The organism is Pontimicrobium sp. MEBiC06410 (assembly GCF_053601615.1).
The window spans coordinates 503,874-530,721 of the sequence record NZ_JBSHNT010000164.1 but is presented as its reverse complement, the minus strand read 5'-3'; the positions used below and the strand labels follow the sequence as shown (position 1 = coordinate 530,721).

The 26,848-nt window shown below is 30.9% G+C and carries 26 protein-coding genes and 1 riboswitch; of the genes, 12 read left to right on the top strand and 14 right to left on the bottom strand.

Going from position 1 to position 26,848, the window contains the following annotated elements:
- Nucleotides 1-9 precede the first annotated feature (9 nt).
- A complete protein-coding gene (locus tag ACVC08_RS20115; RefSeq protein WP_452603407.1) occupies nucleotides 10-717 on the top strand; it encodes a lysoplasmalogenase family protein in 708 nt (235 codons plus the stop codon).
- Here ACVC08_RS20115 and ACVC08_RS20110 read toward each other — a convergent pair.
- Nucleotides 692-2,332: an ABC transporter substrate-binding protein gene (locus tag ACVC08_RS20110; RefSeq protein ID WP_452603406.1), complete on the bottom strand. Its 1,641-nt coding sequence runs from the start codon at nucleotides 2,330-2,332 to the stop codon at nucleotides 692-694. The genes ACVC08_RS20115 and ACVC08_RS20110 overlap by 26 nt on opposite strands.
- A gap of 105 nt (nucleotides 2,333-2,437) precedes the next feature.
- Here ACVC08_RS20110 and mtaB point away from each other — a divergent pair, with 105 nt between their 5' ends.
- Nucleotides 2,438-3,751, top strand: coding sequence for a tRNA (N(6)-L-threonylcarbamoyladenosine(37)-C(2))-methylthiotransferase MtaB (mtaB, locus tag ACVC08_RS20105; RefSeq protein ID WP_452599891.1), 1,314 nt, complete (start codon nucleotides 2,438-2,440; stop codon nucleotides 3,749-3,751).
- A gap of 70 nt (nucleotides 3,752-3,821) precedes the next feature.
- Here mtaB and ACVC08_RS20100 read toward each other — a convergent pair whose 3' ends face one another.
- The gene (locus ACVC08_RS20100; protein WP_452599890.1) at nucleotides 3,822-4,118 is read right to left on the bottom strand and encodes an N-acetyltransferase; all 297 of its coding nucleotides are present in this window, start codon (nucleotides 4,116-4,118) and stop codon (nucleotides 3,822-3,824) included.
- 120 nt (nucleotides 4,119-4,238) lie between these two features.
- On the opposite strand from ACVC08_RS20100, the gene ACVC08_RS20095 reads away from it, so the two are divergent.
- Nucleotides 4,239-4,901: an alpha/beta hydrolase gene (locus tag ACVC08_RS20095; protein WP_452603405.1), complete on the top strand. Its 663-nt coding sequence runs from the start codon at nucleotides 4,239-4,241 to the stop codon at nucleotides 4,899-4,901.
- Nucleotides 4,902-4,953: 52 nt separating this feature from the next.
- Nucleotides 4,954-5,883 (top strand): lytic transglycosylase domain-containing protein, encoded by a 930-nt coding sequence (locus ACVC08_RS20090; RefSeq protein WP_452599888.1) that lies wholly within the window; start codon nucleotides 4,954-4,956, stop codon nucleotides 5,881-5,883.
- A gap of 76 nt (nucleotides 5,884-5,959) precedes the next feature.
- On the opposite strand, the gene ACVC08_RS20085 is transcribed toward ACVC08_RS20090, so the two are convergent.
- Nucleotides 5,960-6,541, bottom strand: coding sequence for a DUF2892 domain-containing protein (locus ACVC08_RS20085; protein WP_452603404.1), 582 nt, complete (start codon nucleotides 6,539-6,541; stop codon nucleotides 5,960-5,962).
- Between the two features lie 302 nt (nucleotides 6,542-6,843).
- On the opposite strand from ACVC08_RS20085, the gene rpmH reads away from it, so the two are divergent.
- The 4 genes from rpmH (at nucleotide 6,844) to ACVC08_RS20065 (ending at nucleotide 11,531) form a co-directional block, all read left to right on the top strand.
- Nucleotides 6,844-7,005 carry a 50S ribosomal protein L34 gene (gene rpmH / locus ACVC08_RS20080; RefSeq protein WP_452599886.1) on the top strand — a complete coding sequence of 54 codons (162 nt, stop codon included), beginning with the start codon at nucleotides 6,844-6,846 and terminating at the stop codon, nucleotides 7,003-7,005.
- A gap of 98 nt (nucleotides 7,006-7,103) precedes the next feature.
- Nucleotides 7,104-9,956, top strand: coding sequence for a carbamoyl-phosphate synthase large subunit (gene carB, locus ACVC08_RS20075; protein ID WP_452603403.1), 2,853 nt, complete (start codon nucleotides 7,104-7,106; stop codon nucleotides 9,954-9,956).
- 201 nt (nucleotides 9,957-10,157) lie between these two features.
- Nucleotides 10,158-10,712, top strand: coding sequence for an ankyrin repeat domain-containing protein (locus ACVC08_RS20070; protein ID WP_452603402.1), 555 nt, complete (start codon nucleotides 10,158-10,160; stop codon nucleotides 10,710-10,712).
- A gap of 3 nt (nucleotides 10,713-10,715) precedes the next feature.
- Entirely contained in the window at nucleotides 10,716-11,531 is an 816-nt protein-coding gene (locus ACVC08_RS20065; RefSeq protein ID WP_452599883.1) for a T9SS type A sorting domain-containing protein, read from the top strand.
- Between the two features lie 155 nt (nucleotides 11,532-11,686).
- On the opposite strand, the gene ACVC08_RS20060 is transcribed toward ACVC08_RS20065, so the two are convergent.
- Genes ACVC08_RS20060 through ACVC08_RS20045 form a run of 4 tightly spaced genes read right to left on the bottom strand, consistent with a single transcriptional unit; the run spans nucleotide 11,687 to nucleotide 13,921 of the window.
- Entirely contained in the window at nucleotides 11,687-12,235 is a 549-nt protein-coding gene (locus tag ACVC08_RS20060; RefSeq protein WP_452596609.1) for a YceI family protein, read from the bottom strand.
- A gap of 49 nt (nucleotides 12,236-12,284) precedes the next feature.
- Complete coding sequence (locus ACVC08_RS20055) at nucleotides 12,285-12,656, bottom strand: hypothetical protein (RefSeq protein ID WP_452596608.1); 372 nt, start codon at nucleotides 12,654-12,656, stop codon at nucleotides 12,285-12,287.
- Between the two features lie 20 nt (nucleotides 12,657-12,676).
- A complete protein-coding gene (locus ACVC08_RS20050) occupies nucleotides 12,677-13,525 on the bottom strand; it encodes a DUF5777 family beta-barrel protein (protein WP_452603401.1) in 849 nt (282 codons plus the stop codon).
- A 9-nt stretch (nucleotides 13,526-13,534) separates the two neighbouring features.
- Entirely contained in the window at nucleotides 13,535-13,921 is a 387-nt protein-coding gene (locus ACVC08_RS20045; protein WP_452603400.1) for an OB-fold protein, read from the bottom strand.
- Between the two features lie 169 nt (nucleotides 13,922-14,090).
- On the opposite strand from ACVC08_RS20045, the gene ACVC08_RS20040 reads away from it, so the two are divergent.
- Nucleotides 14,091-15,500, top strand: coding sequence for a T9SS type A sorting domain-containing protein (locus ACVC08_RS20040; RefSeq protein ID WP_452603399.1), 1,410 nt, complete (start codon nucleotides 14,091-14,093; stop codon nucleotides 15,498-15,500).
- A gap of 21 nt (nucleotides 15,501-15,521) precedes the next feature.
- Here the strand turns inward: ACVC08_RS20040 and ACVC08_RS20035 are convergent, their stop codons facing one another.
- From ACVC08_RS20035 to ACVC08_RS20010, 6 genes are all read right to left on the bottom strand, one after another.
- On the bottom strand, nucleotides 15,522-16,082 hold the full coding sequence (locus ACVC08_RS20035; protein WP_452596604.1) for an acyl-CoA thioesterase: 561 nt from the start codon (nucleotides 16,080-16,082) through the stop codon (nucleotides 15,522-15,524).
- An 11-nt stretch (nucleotides 16,083-16,093) separates the two neighbouring features.
- The gene (locus ACVC08_RS20030) at nucleotides 16,094-16,342 is read right to left on the bottom strand and encodes a hypothetical protein (protein ID WP_452596603.1); all 249 of its coding nucleotides are present in this window, start codon (nucleotides 16,340-16,342) and stop codon (nucleotides 16,094-16,096) included.
- Nucleotides 16,332-17,720, bottom strand: a complete 1,389-nt coding sequence (rmuC, locus tag ACVC08_RS20025) for a DNA recombination protein RmuC (RefSeq protein WP_452603398.1) — start codon at nucleotides 17,718-17,720, stop codon at nucleotides 16,332-16,334. The genes ACVC08_RS20030 and rmuC overlap by 11 nt, the downstream gene beginning before the upstream one ends.
- A 453-nt stretch (nucleotides 17,721-18,173) precedes the next feature.
- Nucleotides 18,174-18,968, bottom strand: coding sequence for an ABC transporter ATP-binding protein (locus ACVC08_RS20020; RefSeq protein ID WP_452603397.1), 795 nt, complete (start codon nucleotides 18,966-18,968; stop codon nucleotides 18,174-18,176).
- A 74-nt stretch (nucleotides 18,969-19,042) separates the two neighbouring features.
- Nucleotides 19,043-20,074 (bottom strand): FecCD family ABC transporter permease, encoded by a 1,032-nt coding sequence (locus ACVC08_RS20015; RefSeq protein ID WP_452603396.1) that lies wholly within the window; start codon nucleotides 20,072-20,074, stop codon nucleotides 19,043-19,045.
- Nucleotides 20,075-21,232 (bottom strand): ABC transporter substrate-binding protein, encoded by a 1,158-nt coding sequence (locus ACVC08_RS20010; RefSeq protein ID WP_452603395.1) that lies wholly within the window; start codon nucleotides 21,230-21,232, stop codon nucleotides 20,075-20,077.
- A gap of 70 nt (nucleotides 21,233-21,302) precedes the next feature.
- A riboswitch (cobalamin riboswitch) is annotated at nucleotides 21,303-21,591 on the top strand.
- Nucleotides 21,592-21,623: 32 nt separating this feature from the next.
- Here ACVC08_RS20010 and ACVC08_RS20005 point away from each other — a divergent pair.
- The 3 genes from ACVC08_RS20005 to ACVC08_RS19995 are packed head-to-tail and all read left to right on the top strand — an operon-like array spanning nucleotide 21,624 to nucleotide 26,103.
- On the top strand, nucleotides 21,624-23,456 hold the full coding sequence (locus ACVC08_RS20005; RefSeq protein ID WP_452603394.1) for a TonB-dependent receptor plug domain-containing protein: 1,833 nt from the start codon (nucleotides 21,624-21,626) through the stop codon (nucleotides 23,454-23,456).
- Nucleotides 23,457-23,465: 9 nt separating this feature from the next.
- Complete coding sequence (locus tag ACVC08_RS20000; RefSeq protein WP_452603393.1) at nucleotides 23,466-24,524, top strand: YncE family protein; 1,059 nt, start codon at nucleotides 23,466-23,468, stop codon at nucleotides 24,522-24,524.
- 34 nt (nucleotides 24,525-24,558) lie between these two features.
- Nucleotides 24,559-26,103, top strand: coding sequence for a thrombospondin type 3 repeat-containing protein (locus tag ACVC08_RS19995; protein ID WP_452603392.1), 1,545 nt, complete (start codon nucleotides 24,559-24,561; stop codon nucleotides 26,101-26,103).
- 50 nt (nucleotides 26,104-26,153) lie between these two features.
- Here the strand turns inward: ACVC08_RS19995 and ACVC08_RS19990 are convergent, their stop codons facing one another.
- Nucleotides 26,154-26,846, bottom strand: a complete 693-nt coding sequence (locus ACVC08_RS19990) for a Dph6-related ATP pyrophosphatase (RefSeq protein ID WP_452603391.1) — start codon at nucleotides 26,844-26,846, stop codon at nucleotides 26,154-26,156.
- Between the last annotated feature and the right edge of the window lie 2 nt (nucleotides 26,847-26,848).

The following is a 26,848-nucleotide window of genomic DNA, read 5'->3' as shown; positions in this document are numbered from 1 at the left end:
AAGTAAAACATGAAGGCATTATTTAAAAATAAAGTTTGTTTTGTAGTTCTTTTTATGACGATAATAATTGTAGACCTAATAATAAAAGATACATTAAAAACAATACCATACCGTTACCTGTCGAAATCTCTAATAATGATTTCTCTTATTATTTTTTATTTTTTACATCAAAAAGAACAACAGAAAAAACATTTGTACTACATGTATATAGCTATGTTTTGTTTTTTTATAGGAGATATGTTTCTTATTAATTATGAGGAGGTTATGTTTTATATACTAGGTGTTTTTCTGTTTATAGTAGGAAAGTTATTTTATGTTTTTAGATTTTCTAATCAAAAAGACTTTAAACTGGTCGATTTATTCCCCTTTTTCGCTCTGTGTTTTATACATATGCTCTTAATAATGAATTTAGTAATAGGAAACTTAGGGAGTTTTTTAATACCAGTATTTATTTACCTATTTATTTCTCTAATACTAATGTTATTTGCATTTTTAAGAAAAAATGAAGTAAACAGAATTAGCTATATTTTAGTATTACTTGGGGTTTTACTATCTGTAATTAACGACAGTGTAACCGTTTTACAATCGTTTTACAACCCAGAGATTATACCACATTATGATGTTTTTGTAATGATACTTTATGGAGTATCTCAATACTTAATTATTTCAGGAATTCTTAAAGAGTCAGACACTAAAACGATGACTTCTGTTTCTTAACACGTTTTAAATTTAATAGGTTAATAGGGTTAATGCCTAGGCCAGAAATAGGTTTTTGAGTAAACCTTACAACTTCATCATAATATAGGGGAACTATTGGGGTTTCTTGCATTACCAAACTATCCATTTTAGTATAAAGTGCTTCTCTTTTTGTTATATTAGTTTCGGTAAAAGATTGCGTATACCATGCATCGAATACACTATTTTTAAAATGAGTATAGTTAGGGCCGTTTGGTGCAAAATTATTACTGTAATATAATGAAAGGTAATTTTGTGCATCTGGATAATCTGCAACCCAACTAGCTCTAAACATATCTAGCTTACCATTAGCTTTAGAGGATTTTAAGGTAGAGGCGGGTATAACATCTACTGCAACTAATAAGCCAGTTTTTTGAAGTTCGCGTTGAATGTATTCACAAAAATTTAAATAATTACTAGTTGTAGTTATTGTAATTTTGGGTGTTTTGTTTCCTGTTTCTTTTATATATTGAGCTATTAAAGCTTTAGCTTTTTCTGGGTTGTAAGTAAAACCAATAGATGCGTTATACCCAGGAAGCCCCTTAGGAATAAAACCACCATTTGCAGGAATGCCAATACCATTTCTTAAAAAAGTCATCATTTTTTGCCTGTCAAAACCATAATTTACAGCTTGACGTAATAATTTGGATTGCATTTCAGACGATTCAGATTCCATAAAAAAGGCTAAATATTCTGTGTTTAAATATGGCCCTCTTAACATGTCTATACGGTTAGAGTATTTGTCTCTTAACGTTCCTTTTGCTGTTAAAATATCATCTTGATAAGAAGCATCCAAAGAATTTAAAAAATCTAGATTACCCTGAATAAACTGTAAAAATTCACTTTGTTTATCGGGTAAAAAAGTAATAGCAACAGCTTCAAGATATGGAAGTTGTTTTCCGTTGCTATCAGTTTCAAAATAATAATTATTTTTTCTAAAAACTAATTTTATATTTTCTTCCCAGCGCTTAAATTTAAAAGGCCCAGTACCAATAGGGTTAGCCCTAAAACCTCTTCCGTAATGTTCAACAATTTCTTTAGGAACTACAGAGCAGTATTTCATGGTTAGTAGCCCTAAAAATGCAGGAAAGCCTTGTTTTAATTTAATATTAAAAATGGTGTCATTAATAGCCGAAAAAGACTCTACTTTATTCATTACCCAACGGCCAGAAGAAGCAACTTTATCATCTATTAACCTATTCAAACTATATTCAAAATCTGAAGCCTTAACCGTTCTAGTAGAATCTTTTCCAAAAAGCGAATGTTTATGGAAATAAACATCATCACGTAGTGTAAAGGTGTAATTTAAAGCATCTTCAGAAATAGACCAATCTTTTGCAATACAAGGCTGTACATTTAAATTGTTATCCATTTGTACCAAACCATTAAAAAGCTGATTCACTGCCCAAATATCTGCATTATCTTTAGCGAAAGCGGGATCCAATGATCCAATGTTTTTATGTTCGTTATATCTAAAAACAAGATGCTCATTATTTGAATTTACAGCTGTATTACAAGAAAAAAGTAATATAATACTACAACTAGCTAATAAATAGTTTGTTATTGGTTTAAAATGCTTAGTTACACGTTTTATCATATTATAATTTAGTTGTAAATTTGCACGCTCTTATTTGTACATAAGAGAATTAAAGAAAGTAAATATAAAGAGATTTATAGCGTCACGAAAACGACAAAACCATTTATGAGAAAAAAAGTAGCATTTTATACTTTAGGTTGTAAACTTAATTTTTCTGAAACTTCTACTATAGCTAGAAATTTTACAGATGAAGGCTTTGATCGTGTGGATTTCTCTGAAACAGCAGATATTTATGTTATTAATACTTGTTCTGTTACAGAAAATGCAGATAAGCGCTTTAAATCTATTGTAAAACAAGCTCAAAAAGCAAACCCAGAAGCTTTTGTTGCTGCTGTTGGATGTTATGCACAATTAAAACCACAAGAATTAGCAGATGTTAATGGTGTAGATTTAGTACTTGGCGCTACAGAGAAATTTAAAATTACAGACTATATAAACGACCTCTCTAAAAACGATTTTGGAGAAGTACACTCTTGCGAGATAGAAGATGCCGATTTTTATGTGGGTAGTTACTCTATAGGAGATAGAACACGTGCATTTTTAAAAGTGCAAGATGGTTGCGATTATAAATGTACGTATTGTACAATACCATTAGCAAGAGGAATATCTCGTAGTGATGCATTAGAAAATGTGTTGAAAAACGCAAAAGAAATTTCTGAAAAAAATATAAAAGAAATTGTATTAACAGGGGTTAATATAGGAGATTACGGAAAAGGAGAATTTGGAAATAAAAAGCATGAGCATACTTTTTATGAATTAGTAGAAGCTTTAGATACTGTTGAAGGAATAGAGCGTTTACGAATCTCTTCTATAGAACCTAATTTACTTAAAAACGAAACTATAGATTTTGTCTCAAAAAGTAGAACCTTTGTACCTCACTTTCATATACCATTACAAAGTGGAAATAACGAGATGTTAAAATTAATGCGTCGTCGTTACATGAGAGAGCTATATACAGATCGTGTAAACAAAATAAAAGAGGCAATGCCTCACGCTTGTATAGGAGTAGATGTTATTGTTGGTTTTCCTGGCGAAACAGAAGCCCACTTTTTAGATACTTATAACTTTCTTAATACGTTAGATATATCCTATTTACATGTGTTTACTTATTCAGAAAGAGACAATACAGTAGCTGCTACTTTGGATGGTGTGGTACCTAAAAATGTTAGAGCCAAACGAAGTAAAATGTTAAGAGGTTTAAGTGTTAAACTACGTCGTGCATTTTACGAAAAACAATTAGGAAGTAAGCGTACCGTACTTTTTGAAAGTGAAAATAAACAAGGATATATTTATGGTTTTACAGAAAACTATGTAAAAGTTAAATCACCATGGAATCCAGAATTAGTAAATACATTACAAACAGTTGAGCTAACCAAAATAGATGAAGATGGTATTGTTAGATTTAAGTTTATAGATTAAGGCTATAACTATAAAACATAAAAAAACCGAAGCTAATACTTCGGTTTTTTTATGTTTTTATATGTTGTTTTTAGATTCTTACACCCACAGGTAATAAACTTTTATATTGTCTATTACGTCTAATAAACTTAGCTATTTCTGGGCTTGTGGGAACAACACTTAAGTTGCGGTCTTTTACATTTTCGAATACTAATTTAAGAAATTCTGTAGTAAAATTTTCATCAGAAATGTCTTCAGGAATAATTAACTTAGTAAGAAAAATTTTGCGTTCTTGAAGAGAATATTCAATTTTTGCAAAATGATCGTCCATTTTTAATTCGAATTGACGTAAAAAATCGTTGTCAACTAGTTCAGCAGCATCAATCATAATATATTAAATTTAATTTTTAAGTAGGAATTCAAAAATAGTACTACTATTTTTATAGCTTTACTGCGCGAATTTACGAAATTTTTTTCGTTCTGGCGTGTTTTTTACTGTTAAATACTTATGAATCAAGATCTAATACACGTGTATTTAATGCCAGGGATGGCAGCAAACCCTTCTATATTTGATAATATAAGCTTACCTGAGTCTCAATTTAGACTTCATAAATTGCATTGGTTTATTCCAACAGAAAACGAAACGCTAAGTGATTACGCACTGCGCATGACCAAAAACATAAAACACGATAATATAGTACTAATAGGGGTTTCTTTTGGAGGAATTTTGGTTCAAGAAATGAGTAAGCATATTAAATTGCGTAAACTTATAATAGTATCTAGTGTTAAAACAAAGCACGAACTACCAAAACGAATGAAAGTATTACGAGCTACTAAAGCCTACAAACTATTACCAACACAATTAATGAGTAATATAGACCTATTAGCAAAATTTGCTTTTGGAGAAACCATTACCAAACGCATAGAATTGTATAAAAAATACCTTTCTGTAAACGATAAGCGTTATTTAGATTGGGCAATAGAGCAAGTTATAAATTGGAATCAAGATAAAGTGAATCCTGAGGTAATACATATACATGGCGAAAAAGATAATGTATTTCCATTTATTAATTTAGAAGGCTGTATTTCTATAAAAAATGGAACACATATTATGATTATTAATAAATACAAGTGGTTTAATGAGAATTTACCTCAATTAATTTTAGGTTAAAAAAGAACCAATTTCGCAAAATATTTTTAAATTTACGTAAAACGTATTGAAGATGAAGATTATATATAAAACACTAGCATTAATAGGAAGTGTATGCCTAGCAGGATTATTTATTAATGCCTACCAAAATGCACCAACAGATGAAAACTTTGAAACGAAACGTATTAACGACTATAATGTTTATGCACTACAAGTTCCAGATCATTTAGAATTTGCAGGAGAAGGCGTGCCTTTAGAAAATCCAGATATTTTAGAGCGCATGGACAAAGAGTTATTAGTAAATACCTATTGGCAATCTAACGGCTTATTAATGTTTAAACGTGCAAAAAAGTACTTTCCAATAATAGAGCCTATTTTAGCAAAACATGGTGTCCCTGATGATTTTAAATATCTAGCAGTTATAGAGAGTGGGCTAACAAATGCTAAATCTCCAGCTGGAGCCAGTGGCGTATGGCAAATAATGAAAGCAACAGGTCGTGAAAACGGATTAGAAGTTAATAGAAATGTAGATGAACGCTATCATTTAGAAAAAGCCACAGAAGTAGCTTGTAAATATTTAAAGAAATCAAAAAACAGATTAGGGTCTTGGACATTGGCTGCAGCTGCATATAATGCAGGAAATGCAGGTGTTTCTAGACGATTAAAAGCGCAAGACGTTACAACATATTACGATTTATTGTTAGGTGAAGAAACAGGGCGTTATGTGTTTAGAATAATAGCACTAAAAGAAATTTTGTCACACCCAGATAAATACGGATTTAATTTTAGAGATAAAGATTTGTATAAAACAGTTCCAACCTACAAAGTAAGTGTAGATACTGCAGTTACAGACTTTTCTCAGTTTGCTAAAAAATTCGATATTAATTATAAAATATTAAAATTGCACAACCCTTGGTTAAGAGAAAATGTACTTAACAATAAGTCTAGAAAGCAATATTATATTGATATTCCAGAAAAAGGCTATTACTCTAAAGTAGAGTAGTGGTGGTGTAATAATATAAAATTAAAAAGGAGCTAATATTAATATTAGCTCCTTTTTTAGTATAAATAATTCTTATTTATCGTCTACCAGCACGACGCTGTTGTCTCATAGAACCACCCTGTCCGTAATGTTGCTTAGGCATTTGAGCGCGTTTCATGTTATTTTTCATTTCTTTAATTTGCTCTTTTAACATGCCCTGCTTATCTAATTTCTGTGCTTCATTAATTAATAAAGTAGCTTCTTGCTTTCTTCTTTTTGAAAAAGCAATACCTGCCAAATTAAGTTTAGCCATAGCTAAATCTTGATCCATAGATAACCCTAAAGCGACGGCCTTTTTAAAATAACGTTCCGCCTCATTCATATCTGTTTGTGAAACTAAAATCCCATTTAAATAATTAAAATATCCTTGCTGTTTTGTAACTAAAGCAGCTTCTGGGTTTTTAATTTTATCTAACCAATTTTTTGCTCCAGCCATGTCTTGCTTACGTAGCTTTAAGAATGCAAGAAGTATAAATTCATTTTTAAAGTATAAGAATATAAATATTAGTGAGAGTAATATTAACATAATTCCATTACCTATACCACCTTCTGTAAACTGCCATACAGCTGTAGCAAGAATTAAACCAGCAATTATTAATTTAAATATTTTGTTATACATATTGTATTTTTAATGAAAATGACGACTTAAAAAGTCTTCAAAAGTTGTTATTTATTATTTTAGATTGCAAAGAAACTAATTTTTGATGAAATATTAAGCTTTATAAAACGTAATTTATACTTCTGTAAGTCCACAGTTTATGCAGTATTCATACAAAATAAAAAATAATAGCAACGATATTAAAATATTTTTAAAATAAGGTTTGCGAAATAAAAAAGTCGTTGTATATTTGCGCTCAGTTTTGGGGTAATACCAAAGACAATACAAAGTATATAATTTTTCAGATTTAAAGATATTATAAAATGAGTAAAAGAACGTTTCAGCCATCAAAAAGAAAGAGAAGAAACAAACACGGTTTCAGAGAAAGAATGGCATCGGTTAATGGTAGAAAAGTATTAGCTCGTAGAAGAGCAAAAGGAAGACATAAAATATCTGTTTCATCTGAAACTAGACATAAAAAATAATGATTAACAATTGTTAACATAAATTGGGCGTTACTTAGGTGTAACGCCTTTTTTTGTATCTTATTATTACTATTTTTGAAACTCTATAAATCAACACAATGCCAAAGAATTCAAAACTAAAATCTATACTAATTATAGGATCTGGGCCAATTATTATTGGTCAAGCCTGCGAGTTTGATTATTCAGGAACACAAGCGTTAAGGTCGCTTAGAGAAGATGGAATTGAAACTATTTTAATCAATTCTAATCCAGCAACAATTATGACAGATCCTTCTATGGCGGATCATGTCTACCTATTACCTTTAAATACAAAGTCTATAATACAAATCCTTAAAAAACATCCACAAATTGATGCTGTTTTACCTACAATGGGAGGGCAAACGGCTTTAAATTTATGTATTGAAGCAGATGAAAAAGGAATTTGGAAAGATTTTGATGTAGAAATTATAGGGGTAAATATCGATGCCATTAACATTACAGAAGATAGAGAGAAGTTTAGAGAGTTAATGTTAGAAATTGGTATTCCAATGGCGCCGCAAGCCACTGCAACATCATATTTAAAAGGTAAAGAGATCGCTCAAGAATTTGGATTTCCTTTAATTATTAGAGCCTCATTTACTTTAGGAGGTGCAGGTGCTTCATTTGTATATAAAGAAGAAGATTTTGACGAGTTATTAACACGTGGGTTGGAAATTTCTCCAATTCATGAAGTCATGATCGATAAAGCATTAATAGGCTGGAAAGAATACGAGTTAGAGCTATTACGTGATGAAAATGATAATGTTGTTATTATCTGTTCTATAGAAAATATGGATCCTATTGGTATTCATACAGGAGATTCTATTACAGTAGCACCAGCAATGACATTAAGTGATACAACCTATCAAAAAATGCGTGATATGGCTATACATATGATGCGTAATATTGGTGACTTTGCAGGAGGGTGTAATGTACAATTTGCAGTAAGTCCTGATGAAAATGAAGACATTATTGCTATAGAAATTAACCCGCGTGTATCGCGTTCATCTGCATTAGCAAGTAAAGCAACAGGATATCCTATTGCAAAAGTAGCAGCAAAACTAGCTATAGGTTATACTTTAGATGAATTAGAAAACCAAATAACTAAATCTACTTCGGCATTATTTGAGCCAACATTAGATTATGTTATCGTGAAAATACCACGTTGGAATTTTGATAAGTTTGAAGGATCAGACAGAACTTTAGGCCTACAAATGAAATCTGTAGGAGAGGTGATGGGAATTGGACGCTCGTTTCAAGAAGCGCTTCATAAAGCAACACAGTCATTAGAAATAAAGCGTAATGGTTTAGGAGCAGATGGTAAGGGCTACAAAAATTACGATCAAATAATAGAAAAGTTAACCTATGCAAGTTGGGATCGTGTTTTTGTTATTTACGATGCTATACAAATGGGGATTCCATTAAGTCGTATTCATGAAATCACTAAAATAGATATGTGGTTTTTAAAGCAATATGAAGAATTATACCTATTAGAAAAAGAAATCTCAACGTTTAAAGTAGATACCATCCAAAGAGATTTACTTCTAGAAGCGAAACAAAAAGGATACGGAGACAGACAAATAGCACACATGTTAGGCTGTTTAGAAAGTCAAGTTTATGCTAAACGAGAAGAGTTAAATGTAAATCGTGTATACAAATTAGTAGATACATGTGCTGCAGAATTTGAAGCTAAAACACCATATTATTATTCAACATTCGAGAATGAAGTTGAAACAGCAGATGGAAAACGTTTTGCAGATAATGAGAGTAAGGTTTCTGATAAGAAAAAAGTAATTGTTTTAGGTTCTGGGCCTAATAGAATAGGACAAGGAATTGAATTTGATTATTGTTGTGTACATGGCGTTTTAGCAGCTGCAGAATGTGGTTACGAAACCATTATGATTAACTGTAACCCTGAAACCGTTTCTACCGATTTTGATACCGCAGATAAGTTATACTTCGAGCCTGTATTTTGGGAGCATATATACGATATTATTAAGCACGAAAAACCAGAAGGCGTTATTGTACAATTAGGAGGACAAACCGCTTTAAAATTAGCCGAAAAACTAGAACGCTATGGCATTAAAATTCTTGGATCTAGCTTTAAATCTTTAGATTTAGCTGAAGATAGAGGAAGCTTCTCTAACATATTAAAAGAAAACAATATACCTTATCCAGAATTTGATATTGCTGAAACAGCAGAAGAAGCATTACAAGTAGCCGATAGATTAGACTTCCCTATACTTGTACGACCATCGTATGTATTAGGAGGGCAAGGAATGAAAATTGTAATTAATAAAAAAGAACTAGAAGAACACGTTGTAGATTTATTAAGAAGCATTCCAGGAAATAAATTACTATTAGACCATTATTTAGATGGAGCAATAGAAGCAGAAGCAGATGCAATATGCGATGGCGAAAATGTATACATTATTGGTATTATGGAGCATATAGAACCTTGTGGAATACACTCAGGTGATAGTAATGCTACGTTACCACCTTTTAACTTAGGGAATCTGGTAATGCAACAAATAAAAGATCATACCAAAAAAATTGCCTTAGCGTTAAATACTGTAGGATTAATAAATATTCAATTCGCTATAAAAGACGATACTGTTTATATTATAGAAGCTAACCCAAGGGCCTCTAGAACAGTACCATTTATAGCAAAAGCTTACGGAGAGCCTTATGTAAACTATGCAACAAAAGTTATGTTAGGCGAAAAGAAAGTTACAGATTTCGATTTTAAACCAGAATTAAACGGCTATGCCATAAAACAACCAGTATTCTCTTTTAATAAGTTTCATAATGTAAATAAACAACTAGGACCAGAAATGAAAAGTACAGGAGAGAGTATTCTATTTATAGACGATTTAAAAGACGACGAATTCTATAATCTTTACTCAAGACGTAAAATGTATTTAAGTAAATAAAAAATATAATCAACTTATATATTTATAACGCAATGCTAATGCTCGAAAAGAGTATTAGCATTGCGTTCTTTTTTTTCCTATATAAATTGTAGGGTTTTTTGAGAATGTATTGTTATATATATAACAATGGAATGTTAAAGAAAATTTTATGTGCAAAAAAAATGCTAACTTTACATATAACGTATATAAATCCCTATACTATTGAAAAAAACTACAATTGCTAATTCTATAAAAAAACAAACATTACTATGTGCTATAGTAATGCTATTTTGTGTGTCTTTATTTGCTCAAAAAAATATTTTTGATGTTAGCAGATCTGGCACTATTGAAGAGATCCAAGCACTTTATAAAGAAACCCCAAATATTATTAATACAGCTAACGAAAATGGCTATTCACCACTTGTTTTAGCATGTTATAATGGTAATGATGCCATTGTTACATTTTTAGCGGATAAAGTGGATAATATTAACGGTACTACTAATTACGGTTCTCCATTAATGGCAGCAACCGTAAAAGGCTATATTAAAATTGTAAATATATTATTAAAGCATAAAGCCGACCCAAATATAACGGATGCTAAAGGCGTAACAGCAGGACATTATGCTGTAATGTTTAGAAAATATAGTATTATTGAAATGCTTGTGGAAGCCAATGCAGATTTTAACCTAAAAGATGATAATGGTAAATCAGCATTAGATTATGCTAAAAATTATAACGACGAAAAAATAAATAAATTGTTAAATATAAAATTATAGACTATGAGAAAAATTACTTTTTTATTACTTTTTTTAACAGCTAACATTATGTTAGCGCAAACTTGGACAACTGGACAAGTTACTCTAGATGCTGGAGATAATTATTCTGTACAGTTTGATATTAATGTAGGAACCAATACGGTTACTATGACAATGATTGGAAACCAAAATGTATGGTTAGCTGTTGGTCCTGGAATAGCAACTAATAGCCCTAGTGGTGGGATGGGAGCTCTTGATGATGATGCTATTGTATTTAATAGTGCTGGTTTACAAGACAGGAATATGCCATCTGGTACAGGAACGCCTCCTTTAGATAATGCAGGTTCTCCAATTGATGAATGGACATTAGTAAGTAATGACCTTAATACTCCATCTGCAGGAATTAGAACTGTAGTCGCTACAAGAGCTATAGATACAGGAGATTCAGAAGATTTTGTATTCCCAACATCTGCACAGGCGTTACCAATACTATGGGCTCATGGAAATGGTACTACAACATTTGGTTATCACGGATTTTCAAACAAAGGAGGGGTTACTGCTAACATTACATTAAGTACTCCAGAATTTGAATCAGAAATTAGAGAATTCTCTATTTATCCTAATCCAAGTTCATCTACAATGAATATTGGTCTTCCTGCTTTAGTAGAAGGATTAAAAGTTGAAGTATACGATATATTAGGAAAAAAAGTGTACTCAGATAATATAAGTACACTATCTACAAGTGTAGATGTTTCACAATGGAACAGCGGCATGTTTTTAGTTAAGTTATCTTCTGTAGAAGATAATGTTTCTTTAACAAAGCGTTTCGTTAAGATGTAATGTAACTAGAAGCAAAGATTTAAAAGAAAAATTTAAAAGCCTTCAATATATTTGAAGGCTTTTTTTAGTATTATACTCAGGAAATAATGATGGATTATGCTGGTATAAAAAAAGCCTCAATGAAGAGGCTTTAATATTAAATATATTCATCTAAACTATTTTTTGTTCAATTCAAAATTGTAGCTAACATTTACGTTATTGGATAATTTGTCACTGACAACTTTAGGAATTTCTATATCAAAATCTGAAACAGTCACAGTAAAATCACCTGTAACCGTTATTTTTCCGTCTAGCATAGCTAAGCTTAGCTTTTCGTTGTTTAATTGTTTCGTTTTTCCATGAAAGGTTAAAGAACCATTAAAACTGTATTCGGTGGCTGTTTTAGAAAGTTTAGAAACATCAAAATCAGCAATATTACCTTTAAAAGTCGCCTTAGGGAAATCGTCGGATTCGGCATAATTTTCATTAAAATGCTCTTCCATTAAAGCATTTTTAAAACGAAAACCTTTTACTAATACCAACGCAGCAAAGTCACCATTTGTAGTATTTATAATGGCAGTAGTAGATGTATTTGTCGCTTTAACTTCTTCTACGGCCGGTACAGAAGCTTCAAAAGTAGTGCTTCCTGTTTTTGTGTAATATTTTTGAGCCAAAGCTACAGAGGATGTAAATGCTAAGGCTATTACAAAAGCTATTTTTTTCATAATCTTTTAGTTTATTAATAAGTAATCAAATAGTTTGCCAAAGCTCCATTTAATTCTCTAGCAAACCATCTGCTTGCCATTGTACAACAATATCTATAAAATTTTGCGGTAACCTTGGGCCTCCTAATGGCATGGCTCCAGCGTCTCCAGCCTGAGCAGAAATTCTATTAATTAAATTAATACTCTCTACAGAAGTTTTTACATCATTATAAGTTACTAAAGATGTAGATGCACCATTTATTGGAGGATTGTTATGGCAAGAAATACAATTATTATCTATTATAGATTTTACATTAGCATCGTAAGTAACAAATACATTAGGTTCTATTACTATAGGTTCAGTTAAATCGTCTTCACTTGCATTATCGCAAGCCATAAAGGCATATAAGGATAAGAAAAGTATGTAGGTTATTTTTTTCATAAGTTTAATTTTTTTTGTGACTAGAAGTTTCTGCTTAAGTTAAATCCGAAATAGATATCTCCATCTCCCCAATCTCCTGTTGCTTGACCTAAAAAGCCATTAGCATTCATAGCTTGAGAGTTACTTAAATGCATTTGGAATACATGTCCTCCAGTTTCTAAATCGAAACCAATAGATAACGGATTTTTAAATGGAGAGTTACTAGCTCTGTTTAAATGCCATCCATAATCTGCATTAAAAGACCAACGTTTACCTAATTTGTAGCGACCACCCATACCTAAAGCAAATTGAGAGTTGTCTTGCTCGTTTAAAACAACAAAATTATCATGGAAAAAAGTTGGGGCTAATTCTAATGTTAATTTTTTACTTACTTTTCTGGCTATTAATAATTGCGCGGTATAGCCAACACGGTGTTTAAATTTTAGTTTAGGTAAGTTTGCTTTTTCTAAACCTGTATTAATATATACAGAATTATAACCAACCATAGTAAAAGGGAAACCATTATCTTGTTGCCTCGTTAATCTATATTTTAAAGCCCCCTCGTATATTTTTTGGAAAGAGCTTCTAGAGACACTAATATTAATAGCATCTGTTAAACCATAAACAAAATTTAAACGTGTTACGGCATCATCTAGTCCAAAAAAGTTGTCTAAACCATTTTCTAAACTCCCAAATCGATGAGAGACTACAAAGGTTAATTCTTTTTTTGCAACGAGTTTAGTAGATTCAAAATTTACAATCTTTAAACCTTTAAAACTTGCCGAGGCATAATTGTTAGCATTGTCATCTGTATCTATTTCATCTAATAAATCATCTTGAGCGAAGATGGTTAATGGGAGAAAAAGAATAATAAATAGTAATTTCTTCATAGTTTTTGTTTAGTTTTTAATACTGCATTGATCTAATTTAACTTGCTCTAATAAGTCATCGTAACCTATACAACGCCCTTTTATAGTTATGTTATCGTTTATTTTAAATTTAGTAGTCTCATTACCTTTACTTAAATTACAAAAAAGAGTATTATTTATTGTAAGATCTTTTGCATTGACTTCTGTTATATTACCAGAGACCATAATTGTTTTATTTAAATACTTGGTTTCTGCTGTAGTAGCATCTTCTGCAAATTCTTTAGCAATAGCATCAGAAGTTACTATAAATTCGGGTTTTTCGGCATCGATGTCTCGATGGTCTTGATAGATGTAACTATATCCTAGATAGCCTCCTATAACAGCTATTAATAGAATAATCCAATAGAGTTTTTTCATAAAGATGTTTTTTTAAGTAATATAAAAAATATTAAGGACTTAATAATTAATGTTTTTAAAAAGTACTACTAGTTTTAATGTTTTGCTTTAGAAACCCAAAATCACTTTTTAGAAACTAATAGGGTAGATACATTTAAGGACCTCGTAATTTAGTCCCTAAAAATATATTATGAAAACTATAATGCTATACGTTACTCTATTTATCTGTAATATAGTAATAGCAAATACTATACCTGCTCATTCTTTAAATTCATGTGAATTTAATAACTGTGTCGTTACTATTCCAGATGCTAATTTTAAGTCGGCATTAGTTAATAATGGTAATATAAATACTAATGGAGATACCGAAATACAATGTAGTGAAGCGGCTGCATATTCATTCATTTTAAACCTTGGTAATTTAAATATATCAGATTTAACAGGAGTGGAAGCGTTTACAAGTATACCAGAGCTAAGAGCAAGTAACAACCAAATAACGAGTCTTGATTTAACAGGTATGACTGCTATAGAGAAGGTTATCATTAATGATAATCAAATTAACACCATTACTATTAGTGGTACTCCTAATTTAAAAGATTTACAATTAAAAAATAATCAACTAACAACTATCGATTTAACTAACGTTTCAAGTTTAGAATCTCTTATCGTTTCTGAAAATGTATTAACTGCATTAGATGTTTCTAACAACCTAGGACTTTTGGGATTAGCTTGCGATAATAATAGTTTATCGAGTTTAGATGTTACCTCGAATACTAATTTAACGCAGTTGTTTTGTAATAATAACACAATTAGCTTTTTAAATATTACTAACCTTACAAATTTAAACAGATTATTTTGCCAATTTAATAGTTTAGTAGATTTGGATATTTCTACCAATACGGGTTTACAAGAATTATTAGCTAACGATAATAGTTTAAATGCATTGGATACTTCTAATGCGGTATTGTTAGAGCAGTTATTTATTCAAAATAACAATATTTTTAGTATAGATTTAACTAATAGCCCCAATTTGTTTGTATTGTACTGTAGTAACAATATTTTTAATACACTCAATGTTACTAATAATATAAACTTACAAGCAATAGTATGCGACAATAATGACTTAACTACTTTAGATCTTTCTTTTAATTCTGTTTTAGTAGGTGCTATCTGTAATGACAATAATTTGAGTAGTTTAACTATTGCAAACGGAAATAATACTAATATAATAAACGCTAATTTTGTTGTAACTAATAATCCAAATTTACTTTGCATTGAAGTAGATAATGTTGCTTACAGTGATGCTAATTGGACTAATAAAGATGCTGTTGCATCTTACGGAACAAATTGCGCTACATTGTCTGTCTCTACATTTGCTATTGAAACTATTGCAGTATACCCTAATCCTGCAAAACATACTTTAAACATTGCAATTCCAACTGAGCTAAACACTATCTCTATTTATACTTTAGATGGAAAAAAAGTTTTAAAAACAAAGTATAAATCTATAGCTGTATCTAATTTACAAAGTGGAGTATATTTAATAAAAATTGAAGATGTATCTGGTAAACAGTTTACCAAACGCTTTGTTAAGCAGTAATTTAATAATTAAAAACTGGTGTTATTCGCTATAATTATCAGGGAGTTCTATCTTTACTTTGTATTTTTCTAATTGATTAAGGTAATCTTTTAATGAAAAGTTTTGATGATCGAACTCCAACTGGCGTTGTTTTTTCATTTCATTACGTTTTAATGCTTTTAAAAAACGTTTCACTTCCTGTTTATCGTTTAAAATTAACCCAGGAACTTCTACAGATTGGCCAGCTTCGTTTTTTGCAACCATAGTAAAGTAAGACGAATTACAATGTTTTATGCTCCCCGATTGAATATGCTCTGCTTCAACACGAATGCCAACTACCATAGAGGTACGCCCAACATAATTTACCGATGCTTTCATGGTAACTAATTCACCAACTTCAATTGGTGCTAAAAAATCTACAGTGTCTACAGACGCTGTGACACAATAGGTTTTAGAGTGTTTAGAGGCGCATGCAAAAGCTATTTGATCCATTAGTCCTAAAATATAACCACCATGAATTTTTCCACTAAAATTGGAGTGAGAAGGTAACATAAGTTCCGAAATACTAATACGAGAAGCGTCTACAGGTTTATAGGTATTCATTATACTTAAGTTTAAAGGTTATGTTTTTTTATATAATATTCTATTTCTCTCATTTTGTAAAAACCAGCAATAATAAGTGCTATACCAATAATTACCATTATAATGGAAAAAAAGAGATTTGCTTCTGGAACGTCTATAATTGTTTCAAAACCTAAAAGACCACTAATTCCCGGAGCAGTTACAGCAGCTCCAGCTAAAAAAGGCCATATGTATTGAAAACGTAATGTCCATTTATAGATTAAATTTTCATTAATCTTCATTACTTTCGGCACGTTTTATAAAAGATTCAGGGAGTGCTTTTTTTGCTTTAGCTCCCATTTTCTTTAATTTTTCTACACTAGTAATTAAGTTACCACGGCCCTCTACAAGTTTATTCATGGCAGACGAATAGTCAGATTTTGCAGCATCTAGTTTTTTACCAACACCTGTTAAATCTTTTACTAAGCCTTCAAATTTATCGTACAAAGCTCCAGCTTGTCTTGCTATTTCTATGGCATTACGCTGCTGTTTTTCGTTATTCCACATGGTATCTATAGTACGTAAAGTAGCTAATAGGGTAGAAGGTGTAACGATAACTATATTACGCTCAAAAGCTTTGTTATACAGTGAATTATCTTCGTTTATTGCTATGGCAAAAGCGGGTTCTATAGGAATAAACAGTAATACAAAATCTGGAGATTCTATATCGTATAAATCTTGATAGTTTTTAGCAGATAGTTGTTCTACATGACGCTTTATAGAGTTTATATGTGCCTTTAAATGTAATGCTCGCTCTTCATCTTCTGCATTTACATAACGCTCGTAATCGGTTAAAGATACTTTACTATCTATAATCATTTTTTTATTATCTGGTAGGTGTAATACCACATCTGGTAATACACGAGAGCCATCATCTAACGTAAAATTTTGTTGTACATAATATTCTCTGTCTTTTTCTAATCCCGATTTTTCAAGTACACGCTCTAAAACGAGTTCCCCCCAATTACCTTGCATTTTACTATCGCCTTTTAAGGCTTTAGTTAGGTTATTGGCTTCTTTAGTCATTTGCTGATTTAAATCTTTTAAACCTAATAACTGTTCTTTTAAGGCAGAATGTAAACTAATACTTTCCTTTTGGGTGTCGTCTACTTTCTTTTCGAAAATCTGAATTTTCTCTTGTAGTGGATGTAATATATTTTTAATGTTTTCTTTATTCTGAAGTGTGAATTTTTCCGATTTTTCATCCAGAATCTTTGTTGCTAACAACTCAAAGTCTTTACGTAATTGTTCTTGGCGTTCTTCTAATTCGGCATCACGCTTTAGGTTAAGTTGCTGTAAGTTTTCAAATTCTGAGTTTCGTTGGGCTAATTCTATATTTAAACCTTCGCGTTCGTCTCTAAAGATATCACGTTCTTTTTCAACCTTTATAATCGTATCTTTTAACTCCTGTAATTGAGAATTAAAAACGTCGTTTTGTTTTTGGTTTTCTATTTCCGAAAACTGTTTGAAGTCATTGAATTGTTGTTGCAAATTCTGGTTTCGCTCTTCTAAGGTGCTTTTTTCTGTTTTACTTTTTAGTTTTGTAAATAACATGCCTAAATAGCCTCCAATTGCTGCGGAAACTAGGATTGCTATAATGAGGATGAGGTTGTCGGTCATTTATAATTTTAATTTATACCAAAGATAATTTTTTTGTGTTTAAGATTGAAGTAGTATTTTAGAAGTTATTAAGAGAAGCGAAGCGTATAATATCAATTTAAAAATTAAGAGATTTTATATGTGAATTATTGCACAAATATGAAACATAAAATTGTTAAATATTATATTTCGGCTCTAGTGTTTAATCTCATTATTCCTTTACTATATATTTTATTTATATTATATCAATACCTTATTCAGCTTTAATAATTATTCTTTATCTAGTCTATTTTGATATTAAAAGTCATTATAGTAAATGGAGTATCTATTTAAGGTTTATGTTCCCTTCAATTGTTTTTTTAATTATCTGTTTGTTTATTAAAGAAGGTTTTTTTTTCTTCTTATATCATTTATTAATAAACAATTGTTTTGCTTTGATTTATTTAATACTAATCAATAAAAAATAAAGAAGAATTATTTTTTCACCCTAAAACTCCCAATCGTTTCATCAAAAACAATTAAATCTTCTGGGAACAGACTATTAAATGCACCTTGCTTAATTAAGTTTTTAGGCGTATCTGTAATTATGCCATCTTTGGACATAACAATTAATTTATCGCATAATTGTATGGCTAAATCTATTTCGTGAGACGAGAATAAAATAGTTTTATTGGTGTCTTTGGTTAGCTTTTGCAGCAGTTTTAATATATAGGCTTTATGGTACATATCTAGATGTGTTGTAGGCTCATCTAGTATAATAAGTGAGGTATCTTGTGCTAAGGCACGTGCAATCATGACTTTTTGTAATTGCCCGTCGCTAAGCTCGTAGCATTTTTTATGTTTTAAATCCTCGATATTTGCTTGCGCTAAGGCGTTGTTTGTAATGTCTATATCGGTTTCAGACAAATTACCAACCCAATTAGTATAGGGTTGTCTTCCCAAAGCGACTAATTCAAAAACAGACAAATTTTTAGAGCTTACACTTTCGGTTAAAACTAAGCTTAATACTTTGGCTAAATCTACAGCGTTGTAACTGTTTATAGGCTTATTTTGTATTAAAATATTACCATGTATAGGTTCTTGTACACGTGTAAGTGTTCGTAATAATGTAGATTTACCAATACCGTTGGCACCTACTAAACCAATAAGTTCGCCTTGATATAGTTCTAAATTAATATTAGATGCAATCAAGGTCTCTACTTTTTTTGAAGCATAACCTATTGTTAAGTTTTGGGTGGTTAATATGTTATTGGTTTTGTCTATGGACATTTTCTTTTTTCAAGTATCAAGTAGTTAGTACTAAGTAGTTTTATATTTATAATTTAGCGTTTTTCATTTTTCATTTAAAATACCATTTTCTTTTTTCTAACCAATAACCAAACTACTACTGGTGCACCAATTAAAGAGGTAATGGCATTAATTGGTAAAGTGTAATCTGTATTTGGTAGCTGTGCAATGCTATCGCAAATAAGCATAACGATTGCGCCTAATAAAAATACAGCAGGTAATAATGTTTTATGGTTAGAGGTATTAAATACTTGTCGTGTTATGTGCGGTATGGCTAAACCAATAAAAGCAATTGGCCCTGCAAAAGCAGTTATAGTTCCTGCTAATAAGCTGGTTGCTATTATAATGAATAAACGACTTTGTTTTATGTTTAGGCCTAAACTTTTGGCATAATTTTCACCTAGTAATAAAGTATTTAATGCTTTTATTGAGGCGATACTAAATAACAATCCTAATCCATATATGGTGGCAAATAATTTTAACTCATCCCATTGTAAATCTCCCAAACTACCAAAGCCCCAAAATATGTATTGTTGTAAATCTTCTGCCGAACTAAAATAGGAGAGTACACTTACTACTGCAGCTGTTATACTACCAAACATTAACCCTATTATTAGTATAGCCATAGTGTCTCTTACTTTAGAGGAGACTATTAATACGGTTAAAAGCACTAAAAAGCTACCTAAACTAGCAGCTATTACTAAACTCCATTTAGAGATTAATATAGTCGTTAAAATACCTCCTAATAGGGAAGACCCCATAATAACTAAGGCAACTCCTAAACTAGCACCAGAGGTAATGCCCAAAACAAAAGGCCCAGCTAATGGATTACGAAACAGGGTTTGCATTAATAGGCCAGATACGCCAAGCCCAGAACCTACTAAAATGGCTGTTATGGCTTTGGGTAATCTGTAATTTTGAAAAATATACTCGTTACTAGTATAATGTTCTGGGTTTGCAAAAAAACTATTAAAACACTCACTAAAAGAGATATTTACAGAACCTAAGCTAACATTTATAATGCTAAATAGGAAGAGTATTACAATTAAGAGTACAAAATATATTCTATAAGATTGTGTTTTTATCATTTAGTTTAGAGGTTTAAAAAATACAGGTGTATAATCGTTTAATAACTCTGGGTGACAAATTTTTATAATATCTTTTAAAACTAGGTCGGGTCTAGCAGTACCTAACTCATAATAGGTAACACCTCCTGTAGCGCCAGTTGTATTAGAAAATGTATATATTTTTTTGGCTTTAAAAGCGTCAAACTCTGTGTAATGTGTATTGGCTTTTTCTAAGGCTTCTATACTTGTATAATAAGAAGGACTTAACCATAAATCTGCCGATTTGGCCTTGCTAAAAACGGTTTCGAAATTTAAAGTTAAACTTCCTTTGCCTTTAGTATCGCTCCATAAATAATTGGTGTTAGCGTCTTTTAAAAACTGAGCTTCTGCACTTGTGCCGTTTGGTAAATACCAAGTGTCTTTATACATGGCTCCACTTAAAATTGTAGGTTGTTTTGTTGCTTTTTGTGCTAATGTTTTAGCATTTAAATAATCGGTTTCTATTTGTTTAAAAATGTTATTTGCCTCTTCACTTTTATTGTATAGAGCGCCAAAGAATTTAATCCACTCGGCTTTTGCTAGAGGTGTTTTTTCTACCCAATCTCCATTATATATAACAGGAATATTGGCATTTTTAATGGTTTTTAACGATTTACTTTTTCCATCTACTCCAAAAGCGACCACAAGATTAGGTTGTAAACTTAACAATACTTCTGTATTTAAGCCTTCGTTTTTTCCTAATTCTCTTACAGTTCCACTATCTATCCTTGCTCTTGTTTTTTTTGAAGACACATAGTTGGTTCCAGGAAAACCGACTAAAGTGTTTTCAACACCTAATAATTCTAATGCAGGAATATGCGTTGTTGAGGTAACTACTATTTTTTTTATAGGTGTAATAATAATACCATCGTATTGATCTCGCATAAAGGTTGTTTTCGAAGCTTCTTCGGCAGAGATTAAAACATATTTAAAGTTATCTTGAGAGTCTGGCCATGGTGCATTTATTTCTAAAATGGAATGATTGCCGTTGCTTGTTATGGAAAATCCTTCCGCGTAAGCGTTAGCAATATTAATGCTTGGAGTATTAGACTCTAAAGGTGGTAATTGGCGTTCTATGCCTTTGTTTTCCTTACATGAAAGGATGGTAATGCAGACTAAAAGAGGTATAAGATATTTCAATTGTAATGGATTTTATGTTTCAAAAGTAATATTATTTAATCTTTTGTAAAGAAGATAAAACAAAAAGGTTACTTTTGCAGCGAATTTTGGTTCGGCTTTATAATTATTATAAAATCGATTAAAAGGGAATCAAGTGCAATGATTTACAATTGAAGATTTTAGATTGACAATTTTTAATACATATAATCTAAAATAGAATAAACGTTTTAAACTCATTAATTCTTGAACTGTTCCCGCAACTGTAATCTTAGTCACGTAAGGTGATGCTAATTATTAAACTTCTAACCACTGGTTTTTATAATCGGGAAGGTAAATAATTAGACGAGAGTCAGGAGACCTGCCATTATTTAACATCTAAAAATGACTTTCGGGTAAAGAGTCTTGAAGATTTATGAAAAAAACACTTAGTATATTAGGGCTTTTAGTAGTTAGTTTTTGCAGTTATGCACAAACACTAACGGATTCTATACAAACATTAGATGAGGTTGTGCTTAGTGATAGTAAGCTTAAAAACTATGCTGCTGGTGTAAAAATAGAAACACTTAACGACTCTGTTTTAACTAAAAACCCAATGTCGTTAACCAGAATATTATCTTTTAATTCTAATATTTATTTTAAAGAGAACGGTTTTGGTATGATTTCTTCTCCATCGTTTAGAGGAACTAATGCATCGCAAACGGCAGTAATTTGGAATGGTATAAATATTAACTCACAACTTAATGGACAGACCGATTTTAATACCATAAATACTACAAATTATAGTTCTATTGCTATAAGAAGTGGTGGTGGAAGTGTACAATATGGAAGCGGTAGTATTGGCGGAAGTGTGCATTTAAATAATAAATTAGAGTTTTACTCACACTTTAAAAATAGAGTAAATCTTTCTTATGGCAGTTTCGAAACTAGACAAACTAATTATACAGCCTCTTACGGGAATAATAGATTTTCGGGTAATTTAGGGGTGAGTTATATAGATTCTGAGAACGATTATCGTTTTCTAGGTACAGACGATGTTAATACCAATGGGCAGTTTAATAACTTTAATATTAATGTAAACCTGGGGTATTTTATTTCAGATAAAGATGTACTTAAATTATATCAGCAAAGTTTTAAAAGCGAAAGAAACCTGTCTGGCACTTTAGTTGCGCGTTCAAGAAGTAAGTACGATGATGAAAATTACCGTACCATGTTAGAGTGGTCTCGTGTTTCTGATCGTTATACCTCGAAACTTAAAGTGGCGCATTTACAGGAGCTTTTTCGTTATTTTGAAAATAAGGATAAGCCCAATTATTCTTTCGGAAAAGTAAATACGTATTTAATAAATCATAGTTTTAATTATCGAATCTCTAATGCGCTTCAATTTAAAACGATTGTAGATTTTAATAGTTTTAAAGGTTCTGGTAGTAGTTTTGGTGAGCCTAAACGTACGGTAGTTTCTGCAACGGCACTGTTAAATCATAAACCAACAGAAGCATTAAGTTATGGTGTAAATATTAGGAAGGATTTTACTTCAGGTTTTACTAGTCCATTTGTATTTTCTGTAGATGCTGCATACCAATTAACAAAGCATTATACGTTACAATTAAATGGCTCTAAAAATTATAGAGTGCCAACATTTAATGATTTGTATTGGCAGCCTGGTGGTAATTTAGATTTAGTTCCAGAGTCGTCTTACCAATTAGATTTTGGGCAGCAAATTCATTTTAAAACAATTACAGCAAAAATTAATGGGTATTATATTAATACCACCGATTTAATACAATGGCGCCCAAATAATAGTGGTACTTGGAGCCCAATAAATATTGCAGAAACAGAAAGTTATGGGGCAGAATTAGAATTGAATTCGCATTATAAGTTAAAAAAGCATCATTTTAACTTAATTGGGCGTTACTCATACACTATTTCTGAAGATTCGAGAACCAAAGAGCAATTGGTATACGTACCATTTCATAAAGGAAACATATCTGTAGCTTATAATTACAAACAATTTTCTATGTTTTACCAACATTTATTTAATGGAGAAGTATTTAAAATAGATAGAAAAAACCTATCAACTTACGATCTAGGTAACCTAGGTTTAAGTTATGTTTTTAATACTAAAGGTAAAATTAATTATCAACTAGATTTTAGAGTAAATAATATATACAATAGATATTACGAAAACGTAGCATTGCGTCCAATGCCAAATAGAAATTATACATTACAAACAACAATTAAATTTTAAATTATGAAAATGAATAAATTAACGCTAATAGCTTTAGCAATAGGTTTTGTCTTTACAGCTTGTACTAGTGATGATACACCAGATGCAGTAGTGCCAAGAGGTGATTACGAAAATGGAATTTTAATATCTCATGAAGGTAACTTTGGACAAGGAAATGCTTCTGTAAGTTATGTGTCTAATGATTTAGCGACTGTTGAAAATGAGATTTTTAATAATGTAAATAGTGAATTATTAGGAGATACTGCACAGAGTATGACATTTTTAGGGAACTTAGCTTATATAGTGGTTAATGGTTCTCAAAAAATAGAAGTTGTAGATCGTTTTACATTTCAATCGGTTGCTACTATAGATGCCGGATTAGTAAACCCAAGATATATGACTATTATTAATAATAAAGGTTATGTTACAGATTGGGGAGATGGGACAAGTTCTACAGATGATGTTATTGCAATTATAGATTTATCGTCCAATACTGTTACCGAAACAATTTCTGTCGCAGAAGGACCAGAGCAAATTTTATCTAAGGGAAACAACATATATGTATCTCATAAAGGAGGTTTTGGAGTGAATAATAAAATTTCTAGAATAAATGTTATTTCAGAAACTGTTACTACTATACCAGTTAATGATGTTCCAGATGATATGGCTTTTGATAATTCAGGGAATTTAGTTGTATTATGTCAAGGTGCAAACTTATTTTGGCAAACACCCCCTGTAGAAACTCCAGCTTCTATTGTTAAAATTAACACAATAAATAGCTCTGTTTCTTCAACTTTAACTTTTCCTGATGGAGTTCATCCTTCATTAATGAGCTATAGTAGTGGGAAAACATATTTTCAACATTCAGGTAAAATTTATGTGTTAAATGATTCTGATACAGCTTTACCAACAACTAGTATTATTGATGAATCTTTATATGGCTTCTCTGTTAATAATAATACATTATATGGTGTAAAAACTGATTTTGTTGCAGGTACTGGAGAATTAGTTGTTTACGATTTATCAAATAATACCTTAATAGATATTAAAGATTTAAGAGTAGGTGCTTCAAAAGTTTATTTTAACTAACACTTAAGCAATAGAATACCAAAAGATTTAGACAGTGAAAAAATCAATAATCTATTTGTTATTATTTTTTAGCATATTTACTTATGCGCAATATGAAAATTCACCAATTACTAATGTCAATGTATTTATCGCTGACGATTATTATCAAAGATTAGGAGAGCCTTACAGACTTAGATTAGAGTTTGAATTAATAGGAACAACAGAAGATATTGTTAATCCAGACATGTGGCATGCATTTATTAGGAAATCAGGAGATATAAATACATCTTCTGCATTTCCTAATTGGCCTATATCTGGCGCTCCATATGTTGGAAATGTTGGAGGTCAACAACAAGGTGAGTTTTTATTTGATATAGAAGTTACAAGTTTAAATAATGGATATAAATTAGTTTCTTCTACAATTGTTATAGATCATGTTTATGAATCTTATCCTTCAGGTAATTACGAGTTAATTATAGATAGATTTGTAGGAAGTAGTAATGGTTTTTTTGCTTCTATAGCTAACGGTTCCTATGTTCAGTATGTAGAAGATAACACTATCACATTTAATCTAGCTAATCTTTGCCCAAGTTGTCCGCTAGTTTATGAAGGCCATGATGATGATAATGATGGTATTTTTGAATTATATGATAATTGTCCAGATACTTACAATTTAGATCAAGCTGATACGGATGGAGATGGTATTGGGAATGTTTGTGATAATTGTGAAGATATAGCTAATGCTAATCAATTAGATACAGATGGTGATGGTATTGGTGATATTTGTGACCCAGATGACGATAATGATGGAGAACCTGATAGTACAGATAATTGCCCTTTAGTAGCAAATACCAATCAACAGGATAGCGATAATGATGGTATTGGTGATGTTTGCGACCCAATAGATAATAATGCCCAGCCTAATTTAGCTTTAGAAAGCTTTAAAATAAATGTTACAGGTCAAGGTAATTTTAATGTGTTTCCTGGAGGGCAGGTACCAACATTTAGGTATAATCAACCAGCAAGTTTTGAATTGAAAATCAAAAATAATGATGACGCCCCTTCTAGTTCTTTTATTTGTAGTTTATTAGTTTCTGGGTCTAACAGTGCGTATCCAGACACTAATGGTTTTCCTGTATATAATTTTAGAAATTTAAATTTTTCGGGAATAAATCCAAACGATTCAAGAACAGTTACAATATCTGAAACCATCTATGACTACATAGGAGGGCTTGATTTGGAGACAGGACAAACTTATTTTATGTATTTGCATATAGATTCAAATAATGCTGTAGCAGAAAGTAATGAAACTAACTCAGACAATATTAAAATACTGTCTTTTAAATTTATTAACCCTTCAGGCAAAGCATTTTTAAATTTAGGAAATAATAACACTGTAGAAATCCCTGTTAATGGAACAAATGTTAATTTAAAACTATATAATATAAGTAATCCTAATACTCCAGTTGTAAACCAAAGTATATCAGAAGACGATACAGTAAATTTGCTTTTAACTAATGGTATTTATGCAATACATGTAAATGATAAGTATATTAAAAAAATAAAAGTAGGAAGAAGCATTCTAAAATTTAATAACTAGTAACTTTGATGTTTAGTAAAGGCTTTCAATTTAAATTGAAAGCCTTTTTTTTATTCCTCTTGTAAATTGCAAAACCAAAACCCCGTTTTACTATTAGCATTAGGAGTATTGTATTCTCTATATATTTTTTCTCCAATAGAGAAGGGAACTGGGTGTTTAAAAATGGGACCATCGTAACAAAACGTATGAAATTCTCCATTTTCACCACATGGATCTACACCTTCAGGTAAGTTTTCAATAAGTTCCTTAGTTAATAGTTTGCCTACAAAATCTTCATTAAAGTACTTTGCGCTGGCACAAACAATAACTGCCTTAAACCCTAAATTTAAAAAGGTGTTAATAAGATCATTTGTATTTGTTTTCCAAAGCGGGAATAAGGCTTTAATATTTTGTTTACTTAAATGTTGCTCTCTATAAGCCTTTAAATCTTCTAAAAAAATATCTCCAAATACGCAATGTGTATAGCGTTTTGCTTTTAAACCATTTAAAGCATTACGCATAATAGTTTCATAATCTTCCATAGTTGGTTGTTCTGGAAGTTCTATGGTTTGTAATGGAATACCAATAGCTTTAGCTTGCTTTTGTAGTAATGCAGTATGTAAACCATGCATAGAAACCCTATTATAATGCGAGTTTACTGTTGTAACTAATGTATCTATACTATAATTAGTGTCTTGTAAAAGATAGTACAGTGCTAAAGACGAATCTTTACCCGTACTCCAATTAAAATAAGTTTTGTGCATTT